The 9,723-nt window shown below is 44.3% G+C and carries 10 protein-coding genes and 2 pseudogenes; all 12 read right to left on the bottom strand.

The window, feature by feature from the left end; all coding sequences use genetic code 11:
• A partial coding sequence (locus R1Y93_RS01070; protein ID WP_500821308.1) for an FAD-dependent oxidoreductase occupies positions 1-623 on the bottom strand: 623 nt, incomplete at its 3' end.
• Between the two features lie 12 nt (positions 624-635).
• Positions 636-1,308: pseudogene (locus R1Y93_RS01065) on the bottom strand (2Fe-2S iron-sulfur cluster-binding protein).
• A gap of 98 nt (positions 1,309-1,406) precedes the next feature.
• Positions 1,407-1,874, bottom strand: coding sequence for an iron-sulfur cluster-binding protein (locus R1Y93_RS01060; RefSeq protein WP_500821307.1), 468 nt, complete (start codon positions 1,872-1,874; stop codon positions 1,407-1,409).
• Positions 1,853-2,122 carry an FAD-binding oxidoreductase gene (locus tag R1Y93_RS01055; RefSeq protein ID WP_500821306.1) on the bottom strand — a complete coding sequence of 90 codons (270 nt, stop codon included), beginning with the start codon at positions 2,120-2,122 and terminating at the stop codon, positions 1,853-1,855. Before R1Y93_RS01055 ends, R1Y93_RS01060 begins: the two co-directional genes overlap by 22 nt.
• 142 nt (positions 2,123-2,264) lie before the next feature.
• Positions 2,265-3,308 carry a 4Fe-4S dicluster domain-containing protein gene (locus R1Y93_RS01050; RefSeq protein ID WP_500821305.1) on the bottom strand — a complete coding sequence of 348 codons (1,044 nt, stop codon included), beginning with the start codon at positions 3,306-3,308 and terminating at the stop codon, positions 2,265-2,267.
• A gap of 136 nt (positions 3,309-3,444) precedes the next feature.
• Positions 3,445-4,287, bottom strand: coding sequence for a 4Fe-4S dicluster domain-containing protein (locus tag R1Y93_RS01045; protein WP_500821304.1), 843 nt, complete (start codon positions 4,285-4,287; stop codon positions 3,445-3,447).
• The gene (locus tag R1Y93_RS01040) at positions 4,275-4,718 is read right to left on the bottom strand and encodes a hydrogenase iron-sulfur subunit (protein ID WP_158421789.1); all 444 of its coding nucleotides are present in this window, start codon (positions 4,716-4,718) and stop codon (positions 4,275-4,277) included. Before R1Y93_RS01040 ends, R1Y93_RS01045 begins: the two co-directional genes overlap by 13 nt.
• Entirely contained in the window at positions 4,709-6,697 is a 1,989-nt protein-coding gene (locus R1Y93_RS01035) for a 4Fe-4S dicluster domain-containing protein (RefSeq protein ID WP_500821303.1), read from the bottom strand. Before R1Y93_RS01035 ends, R1Y93_RS01040 begins: the two co-directional genes overlap by 10 nt.
• A gap of 80 nt (positions 6,698-6,777) precedes the next feature.
• Positions 6,778-7,110: a 4Fe-4S dicluster domain-containing protein gene (locus R1Y93_RS01030; RefSeq protein ID WP_500821302.1), complete on the bottom strand. Its 333-nt coding sequence runs from the start codon at positions 7,108-7,110 to the stop codon at positions 6,778-6,780.
• A complete protein-coding gene (locus tag R1Y93_RS01025) occupies positions 7,110-7,904 on the bottom strand; it encodes a CoB--CoM heterodisulfide reductase iron-sulfur subunit B family protein (protein WP_158421792.1) in 795 nt (264 codons plus the stop codon). Before R1Y93_RS01025 ends, R1Y93_RS01030 begins: the two co-directional genes overlap by 1 nt.
• Positions 7,905-8,117: 213 nt before the next feature.
• Positions 8,118-9,065 carry an L-lactate dehydrogenase gene (locus R1Y93_RS01020; RefSeq protein WP_500821301.1) on the bottom strand — a complete coding sequence of 316 codons (948 nt, stop codon included), beginning with the start codon at positions 9,063-9,065 and terminating at the stop codon, positions 8,118-8,120.
• Between the two features lie 462 nt (positions 9,066-9,527).
• Positions 9,528-9,723: pseudogene (locus tag R1Y93_RS01015) on the bottom strand (peptidase T); the annotation flags it as partial.

Below are 9,723 nucleotides of genomic sequence, written 5' to 3'. Positions count from 1 at the left end.
TGCATTCTCTTTCTGGATGTTCCGCCGCCGTGAGTGGTCACCATATTTCCTTCTGCATCTTTATCAAACATAACACCAAGATCATTCAGCCACTGAATGGCATCCGGTGCTTCCATAACCAGTTTTTTCAAAAGTTCCGGTCTTGCAGCAAAATGTCCGCCGCCGAAAGCATCCAGATAATGCTGTACCGGTGAATCATTTGCTTTATCTGCTGCCTGGATACCACCCTCTGCCATCATGGTATTAGCATCACCGATACGCAGCTTTGTAACGATCATAACCTTTGCTCCGGCTTCGTGAGCTTCAATTGCTGCAGAAGATCCTGCACCGCCGCCGCCGATCACAAGTACATCTACGTCATAATCTACTTTATCAAGATCTACTTTATCTGTCAGCAGACGACTGTTGGAATGGAGAAGATGTGTCAGCTCTTTTGGCGCTTTCTGGCCTTTATTCGGTCCGATCTTAATCTCGGCAAACGCCTCTTCCCTGTAATCCGGATGAAAAGCCTTCAAAAGAGTGTCCTTCTCTTCAGCTGTCATTCTTCTAGGTTCCATGCCAATTCGTGAAGGTCTTGTTGCCTCCACTTTTTTCACGGATTCCATCATTTCTGGTGTAAACATGGCTCTTCCTCCTTATTTCTCAATCTCTCTGTGGTTGTAAAGTTCTTCCATTTCCGTAATAGGCTTCTGCATGATCTGTTCGATCAGTTCATCATATGCCCCTTCATGGATCTCTTCTACACGTTTCGCCAGATGCTCACTCTTTGGTGCAATATATTTTCCAGTAAGACGTCTTGCCAGAAGACCAACCATTGGATGGGAAATCTCTGCAGGACAACGCACAGTACAGCAGCCGCATGCGATACAGTCAAAGGACTCTTCTGCACATTTCTCAAATTCTCCACGCTGTGCATAAGCGATATACTGCATAACATTCAGGTTCTGTGTGCAGGCTTTTGTGCAGGCATTACATCCGATACAGCTGTAGATTTCCGGATAAAGTTCCATCATAATGCGCTGTTCCGGACGGATCTCATCAATCTCATAGGTTCTCTTGTCTGTTGGGAAGAATGGGATGCTTGCCACATACATGCCTTCCTGTACCTGTGTCTGACAGGCCAGGCAGGTCTTCAGTTCATTTTTTCCTTTGATCCTGTACATGGTTGCACAGGCGCCGCAGAAGCCATGACGGCATCCGCAGCCTCTTTAAGGTATAACCTGCATATTCCATAGCGGTCATGATCGTAAGATCAGCAGGTACTGTGTATTTTTTTCCAAAGAAATATACATTTACCATATTTTCCATGTTGTTTGATCCTTTCTTATAGTAGGTAATCGCAGTGCTAGGCTCGACACTGCTTTTGTCGATTCGCAGTGCTCTAAGCTCGATTCCGCTTTGCTTCTTCAGTACTCATCAGGTAACTGATCGATCTCATCCAGCCGGAACACCGGTCCGTCCTTGCACACATATTTGGAACCAATATTGCAGCGTCCGCACTTACCGATTCCGCATTTCATACGAAGTTCCAGTGTGGTATAAACCTGTGATCTTGAAAAGCCCAGTTCTTCCAGTCCCTGAAGAACAAACTTGATCATGATCGGCGGTCCGCACACCAATGCAACTTTATTTGTATCAAATCCGATTTCTTTCAGATAGCTTGGAACAAAGCCTACATGTCCGTCCCAGCCCTCCTGTTCTTCACGGTCAATGGTAAGATATACATTTACATCTTTTGCTTTCATCCATACATTCTGGATCTCTTTCAGCTTAACCAGATCATCTGCAGAACGGGAACCGTCCCGAATATCCACAGTTCCATAATCCTCACGATTGTCCAGCACATAATTGATCACAGAACGAAGAGGTGCCACGACCAATACCTTCCGGCGATAAACAGAAGATTCTTTCCTTTCAGCTTATCCTCTACCGGAAAATGATTTCCATAAGGCCCACGCACTGTGATCTCATCCCCAACCTGCAGGCTGTGCAGATAAGAAGTCAGCTCTCCGCATCTTTTAATACTGAATTCCTGATATTCTTTATTGGTAGGGGAGGATGTAATGGAAAACATTCCTTCACTGACTCCAGGTGCGCAAAGCATTGCACACTGCCCAGGCATATGCTCAAAAAGCTTTCCTCCATCCGGTGCATTTACACAAAAGGTTTTTTACATCCGGAGTTTCCTCGTTAATGCTGGTGATAACTCCTACCTTTGGGATAGAGTGCCTCCAGTTTGTAGTTTTTATGGCAGGTACATTCACTCATGCTTTTTCTCCTCCCTGCTTTTCAAAGGCTTTGATCACCTTTACAATATTTAATGCTTCCGGACATTTCTCCACACAGCGTCCGCATCCTACACAGGAATACATGCCATCGTTGTTTGCCGGGAAATAAACCAGCTTATGCATAAATCTCTGACGGAATCTCTGCAGCTGTGTTGTACGGTTGCTGCCGCCTGCCATCAGCGTAAAATCAGAATACATGCAGGAATCCCAGCAGCGATAACGCTTTACGCCATGGCCTGTATCATAGTCTTTAATGTCATAGCACTGGCAGGTAGGACATACAAAGGTGCAGGTACCACATGCCAGACATGGTTTATACAGTTCATTCCATACAGGAGAATTGAATTTTTCTTCTGTAGCATTTCCGTCCCACCCCTCCAGGGAAAGGTGTGTATCAGGAAGTTTTTCAATAATGGTACGGATTGCTTCTTTTTCCTTAGAAACTGTCTCCTCATCTGCTGCATCAGCATCCTGAAGAAGCTCCTTCACGCTTTCTGTAAGAGCATTTCCTTTTTCTGTAACAGCCTTCCAGAAAAGCTCTTCACCGATCATCCAGACAGCTACGTCTGCCACCGGATCTGCTGCATCTGTGCCGAAAACCTTGCAGAAACAGGACTCTTCCGGCTCATGGCAGGCCATGGCAACAATAGTCCCATGCTCACGCCTTGCTGCATAAAAAGTGTCCACCGGATCAGAAAGAAATACTTTATCCAGAACCTCCACACCTTTTACATCACAGGCTTTCATTCCAAATACCACAAACGGATGCTCTCTTAATGCTTCCGGCTCTACAGACAGCTTTTTGCCATCACGTACACAGGTATATAAAGTTTCGCTTTGTGGAAAAAACGCATCTTTTCCTGATTTTACAGTTTTCAGGGTTGTAAGATCCACATCAGCATCTTCCGTCCACAATGCAAAATTTGTCTGCTCTGCTTTTTTTACAGGAAGGATCAGATCCTGTTTTTCAGAAATCATCTGGAATAATGCCTTCAGATTTTCTTTTTTTATCTTATACATACATTATCCCCTTTCTGCCACAATGCCAGGCTCCACATCCTCAAATGTAAAGCTGGTAAGCGGACCTTTTGATTCAGCATCTGCACCTGCCTGATACTCTCCGTAGAACTGGTCGATGTCTTTGATGAATTTACGGTTAAAAAGATGAAGCGGAATCCCCTGGGGGCAGACACGGCTGCACTCTCCACAGTCTGTGCATCTTCCTGCTGACATGGAATGCACGGATGATATGGAACATCTTTTCCTCAAAATCATCCACATTTGCTTTCTGGGCGCTGTCAAATTTGGTACTGTCAAATACACATCTGCGGCAGCTGCATGCAGGACAGGCATTGCGGCAGGCATTGCAGCGGATACATTTGCTCAGTTCCTTCTGGAAAAATTCAAATCTTTCCTTTGGAGACATTGCTTCGATCCGTTCCACTTCTGCAAAGCGGTCAGCATCTTTTGTATCCTTGGACTCACCGATGATCTCATCATAGATCATATGCTCTTTGCCCTTACATACATGGCATCTTTCAAGCATTGCATCTTTATAGGCAACGGTTTTGCTGCCATAAATAGTTTCAATTTCAAGGTTCTCGCAATCATCAGTAAGCTTTGCTCCGGTGATTTTCTGGATTCCCTTGATTCCCATTTTGCGAAGCTTTTCCACATCCAGCTTACCTTTGCAGCCTACACCGATAATATAGGCTTTCTCACGGTCTACCCTGTGCTCTTTGATCAGCTGGTTAAAGCTGTATGTATCACACGGTTTCAGACAGACAAGGGTTTTTCCTTCCAGCTTGGAAGCTTCGATCATCATCTTGCTTAAATTTGCTCCGCAAAAGCCATCGTAAACGAATTCATCCAGGCTTTCCGGTGTTTCAAAATATGCTGCTTCAGGATTGTAAGGCAGGTCTCCGGCTCTCCAGCCAAGAACACGGGCTACCGTATTATCTGCCAGCAGCTCCTTTGCACGGCTAATCAGTTCCTGCATCTTATATCCTCCAATCTTACATTCTTACCAAGAGAATGGATCTTCTCCACAAACTCATTCATGGTCTGGGAGAACTTAACACCTTCTGCTGCAGACACCCATTCCACACGGGTACGTCCATTTTCCACTCCAATAAAATCAAGCATGGAGAACAAAAGTGTCATTCTTCTTCTTGCATAATAGTTTCCGGTTGTATAATGGCAATCTCCCGGATGGCATCCGCAAAGGATCACTCCGTCTGCCCCTTTTTCAAAAGCACGGAGGATAAACATAGGATTCACACGGCAGGAACATGGAACACGGATGATCTTTACATCTGCCGGATAAACCAGACGGCTGCTTCCTGCCAGGTCTGCTCCTGCATAACTGCACCAGTTGCAGCAGAACGCTACGATTTTAGGCCTGAATTCTTCTTTTGCTTCTATCGACATATTGCATCTACCTCCGCTATGATCTGTCTGTTGGAGAATCCCTGAAGATCCATTGCTCCGGACGGACAGGTAACTGTACATGCACCACAGCCCTGGCAAAGTGCATTGTTTACAACTGCCACACGCCTTGTCTCACGTACTCCATGGTCATTCACCTGTACATCCTCATAGGAAATTGCTCCATATGGGCATACATTCATACACTGGGAACATCCGTTACATGCAAGAGGATCTGCCTTTGCTGTACATGGGTTTGTAGTCAGCTTGTCTTTTGCCAGCAGTCCGATGGCTTTTACTGCTGCTGCCCCAGCCTGTGCAACGGTTTCCGGAATATCCTTTGGTCCCTGGCACACACCGGACAGGAAAATACCTGCGGTTGGTGATTCTACAGGACGAAGCTTTGCATGGGCTTCAGTAAGGAAATTGTTGGTATCAATACTTGCAGTAAGCATGGTTGCGATCTTACGTACATCTTTATTTGGCTCAATGGCAGCTGCAAGCACAACCATATCCGCCTCCATCAGGATCTGTTTGTTGTCCAGAAGGTCTGATGCCTGTACCATTAAAGTTCCGTCTGGCTGAGGAATGACCTTGCCAACCTGACCTTTAATATAATTTACTCCATACTCTTCTACGGCTCTTCTGTAGAACTCATCAAAGTTCTTTCCAGGAGTACGTACATCAATATAAAATACGGTTACATTCGTATCCGGGTATTTATCTCTGATCAGCATTGCATGTTTCGCTGTATACATGCAGCAGATCTTGGAGCAGTAGCTTTTTCCTCTGTTATCAGAGCAGCGGCTTCCTACACACTGTACAAACACAATATTCTTCGGTGCTTTTCCGTCAGAAAGACGTTCCAGATGACCCTTTGTAGGTCCTGCTGCATTCATCAAACGCTCCAGTTCCAGAGAAGTGATCACATCCTTGCTCTGGCTGTAAGCATACTCATCATATTGATCAAGCTTGATCACATCAAAACCGGTTGCCACAACAATGGCTCCGTATTTCTTTGTTACGATCTCATCCTGCTGTTCATAATCAATAGCTCCTGCTGCACAGTTCTTAGCGCAGGCACCGCATTTGCCGGTTTTGAACTTAATACAGTTCTCACGATCGATCACAGGTACATTTGGGATGGCCTGTGCAAAAGGAATATAAATGGCACTGCGGTTGTTCAGTCCACGGTTAAATTCATTAGGAATCTTCTTGGATGGACATTTCTGGGAACATACACCACAGCCTGTACATTTGCTCATGTCTACGCTTCTGGCTTTTTTACGGATATCTACTGTAAAATCACCTACAAAGCCGCTGACCTTCTCAACTTCGCTGTATGTATAGATATTGATCTTCTCATGAGCTGCAGCTTCTACCATCTTAGGGGTAAGGATACATGCGGAGCAGTCCAGGGTTGGGAATGTTTTGTCCAGCTGGGACATTCTTCCACCAATGCTGGGAAGCTTTTCCACAATATCCACTTCATATCCTGCATCTGCAATATCAAGTGCAGACTGGATACCTGCAATACCGCCGCCGATCACCAGGGCCCGTTTTGTAACCTGGCTCTCTCCCGGCTGAAGAGGCGCATCCAGATTTACCTTTGCAATGGCTGCTCTTGCAAGGATCACAGCTTTCTTGGTTGCTTCCTCCATATCTTTGTGGATCCAGGAGCAGTGCTCACGGATATTTGCGATCTCTACCATGTATGGATTCAGGCCTGCCTTTTCCGCTGCTTTACGGAAAGTAGCCTCATGCATACGCGGGGAACAGGAACATACTACAACTCCTGTCAGCTGTTTCTCTTTAATGGCATTAATGATCTTGGACTGTCCTGCTTCAGAGCACATATACTGATAATCCTCTGCATGGACTACTCCTGGCTCCATTTTTGCCATTTCAACTACTTTTTTTACATCTACTGTGGCTGCGATATTGGTACCACAGTGACATACAAATACACCTATTCTCTGCACCAGTCTCTCACCTCCTGTATCTTCTGAATGCACTGACTAACAGCTGCTGAGGCGTTTCATCATCGATCAGCTCCGGGATCTCATCTGCTTTCAGATAATTCTGTCCCTTTTTCCCTGATCACGATCTGTCTTGCAGCATCGATCAGTTTTCCTGGTTTTACATCTCTTGGGCAACGCTCCACACATGCAAAGCAGGAAAGACATTTCCACAGGGATTTTGACTGGGCAAGTGCCTCAATATCCCCATTCTGTACATAGGATACAAACTGATGCGGCTTGATATCCATCTCATTAAATGCCGGACAGGTTGCAGAGCATTTGCCGCATTTCATACATTTCAGAGGATTTACTCCTGAGATCTCTTTGATCCGTTCTGCAGCATTTGCAGTATTTCCATATGTATAAGCACTCATTACTCTGCCACCTCCTCTTTCACGCCCAGCGCTTCAGCAAGAAGCTCTGTGAAATAGTATACAGGAAGTTTTCCGTTTCCGTTCTTTTTCAGGTTATACATGCAAAGCGGACAGGCCGTGATCAGCATCTCTGCCCCAAAACCTTCTGCACTGTCCATGATCTTTTTGCACATATTCTGTGCCATATCCTTTTCTTTCAGGGAAATATAGCCACCGCAGCATTCATTACGGAAAGGATAGATCACCGGCTCACCGCCGATAGCACGGATAAAATCTTCTATAATGGAAGGATTTTCCGGATTATCAAATCCCAGTATTTTTCCAGGTCTTAACAAAAGGCACCCATAATAAGCACCTATCTTCCTACCCTTTAACGGATTTACAACCTTTTCTTTGATCTTATCAAAACCTACCCTGTCTCTTAATACTTCCAGGTAATGGAGAACGGTTGTTTCTCCTGCATAGGGTGTTTCAAATTTCAGGTAATTGTTGGCTCTGGTGCGGATATCCTCCACATTTTGCATGTCGTCATTGACTCTTTTGATCACATGATGACAGGCGGAACAGACTGTTACCAGATCCTGGCCTTTTTCCCTGGCCTGCTCCAATGCACGGACAGAAGAAAGCTTTGTGGCAATTTCATCGCTTCCCAGCGGATAAACACCGCCGCAGCACTGCCAGTCTTCGATTTCTTCCAGTTCAAATCCAAGCGCCTTGGCAGAAGCCCTGGCATAGGTATCCAGGTCTTTTGCTTTGTTTTTCAGGGTACATCCCGGATAATAACTGTACTTCATAATCCTGCTATCCTTTCTTTGTTTCTTAGCATTTTCTATCGTTTTATAGCAAATATATTTATATACAGCAACTTTTTATCTTGTATTTCAGCTGCTGGTATATTCAGAAATTAATAGGAATCAACACGTTATTTTGTATTATAAAATCAATTCAAGTCGAGCATTTTGGACATAATAGGGGAGCCGCAAGCGGCTCCCAATATATACGCAATTTTACAGATCGATCTGTGCAATAACATTTTTCAGGGCGTCAGCACTCTTTCTCAACTGTTCAATTTCACTCTTATTCATACGCATTGGTACTTTTCCCTGGATACCATTAGGTCCTACCAGGGTAAGTGTACTTAAGCATACATCTTCAATACCATACTCTCCATGCATCATGGAAGAAACAGTGGTAATAGTATCAGATGCTGCAAGTACCAGATTGACCAGCTTGCATACGGTTACAGATACAGCATAGAAAGTAGCCCCTTTCTTTGCAATGATCTGGCCACCGGACTTCTGGACATAATTCAGCATTGCCTCTTTGTCAATTGGCTGGATCTCTTTTCCAAGCGCTTTCATATTCTCATAATATTCATCTACACTTACGCCTGAGATATAAGCGCCTGTCCACGGAATAAAGGAAGTATCCCCATGCTCGCCAAATACATATGCATGGATATTTCCCTGTGCTACCTTGAAATGCTCAGAGATACCGCAGCGAAGACGTGCTGTATCCAGCAATGTACCGGAACCGATCACCTGTTTTTCAGGAATGCCGGAAATCTTGGTAAATACATAAGTCATAATATCTACCGGATTGCTTACGATAATGTAAATAGCATTAGGAGCTTCCTTTGCAATCTTTGGAGCAATGTCTTTCATAATATTTACATTCGTCTGTGTAAGCTCGATCCTGGTCTGTCCTGGTTTTCTGGCAATCCCGGATGTGATGATTACAATGTCAGAGTCCTTAGCATCCTCATAATCTCCTGCGATCATAGAAATCGGGCTTCTAAAGCAGGTACCCTGAAGGATATCCATCACTTCACCTTCTACCTTTTCCTTGTTGATATCGATCATAACGATCTCAGACGCAATCGCCTCACTTGCCAAAGTATAAGCGATGGTAGAACCTACGCTGCCTGCACCAATAATAGTAATTTTGCTACTCATAACCTGTTCCTTCCTTCTTCCTCTCGTCTTTTTTTTAACAATGATCTGAATAAAAAAACAGAACCACAACTCTCATCTTTTGCTCTACCAATATTTTCATTCAAATACAGGCATGTTCCCTCTTCTCCGCATAAATAGAATTCAGTTTAGTTCCGCACTACTAAGATACCATAATGATAATATTTTAACAAGTTTTTTTTTCGTATTTCAAGAATATCAGCATGTTGCACATTTTTTATCGTTAATTTTTATGTGTATTGTATCAAATTAAGAGTTTACGCGCTATTTTTATAAACATATGTCCAATTTTATAAAATCCTAAACAGACATGGCACTTTTACGCTTTAAATTTTTACAAAAAAGAACCATTGTGATAAAAAATTATCACACAGTTGTCCAACACATTCTCTATTACATGCTGCTGAGCAACTACCAGATCACAATGGTTCTTATCCTATTATTTTATTTCACAGGCTCTGCATACCGCTTCACGATCCCTTTCAGGATCTCCACCACCAGATCCATGCCCTCTACCGTGATATGCTCACAAGGGCCATGGGCTGCATAGCCGCCGGTACCAAGATTAGGGCAGGGAAGCCCCATGTAGGACAGCCTTGCCCCCGTCTGTGCCCCCACGGATAGGGTACTGTAACAGGGG

Source organism: Blautia sp. HA3515, assembly GCF_059933065.1.
The sequence above is the reverse complement of the archived record's forward strand: the minus strand, read 5'-3'. Positions and strand labels throughout refer to the sequence as shown.

Excerpts from the sequence above, each read along its gene's own strand:
- R1Y93_RS01055 (WP_500821306.1), bottom strand. The coding sequence starts at position 2,122 with ATGCCTGGGCAGTGTGCAATGCTTTGCGCACCTGGAGTCAGTGAAGGA.
- R1Y93_RS01050 (WP_500821305.1), bottom strand. The coding sequence starts at position 3,308 with ATGTATAAGATAAAAAAAGAAAATCTGAAGGCATTATTCCAGATGATT.
- R1Y93_RS01045 (WP_500821304.1), bottom strand. The coding sequence starts at position 4,287 with ATGCAGGAACTGATTAGCCGTGCAAAGGAGCTGCTGGCAGATAATACG.
- R1Y93_RS01040 (WP_158421789.1), bottom strand. The coding sequence starts at position 4,718 with ATGTCGATAGAAGCAAAAGAAGAATTCAGGCCTAAAATCGTAGCGTTC.
- R1Y93_RS01030 (WP_500821302.1), bottom strand. The coding sequence starts at position 7,110 with ATGAGTGCTTATACATATGGAAATACTGCAAATGCTGCAGAACGGATC.
- R1Y93_RS01025 (WP_158421792.1), bottom strand. The coding sequence starts at position 7,904 with ATGAAGTACAGTTATTATCCGGGATGTACCCTGAAAAACAAAGCAAAA.
- R1Y93_RS01020 (WP_500821301.1), bottom strand. The coding sequence starts at position 9,065 with ATGAGTAGCAAAATTACTATTATTGGTGCAGGCAGCGTAGGTTCTACC.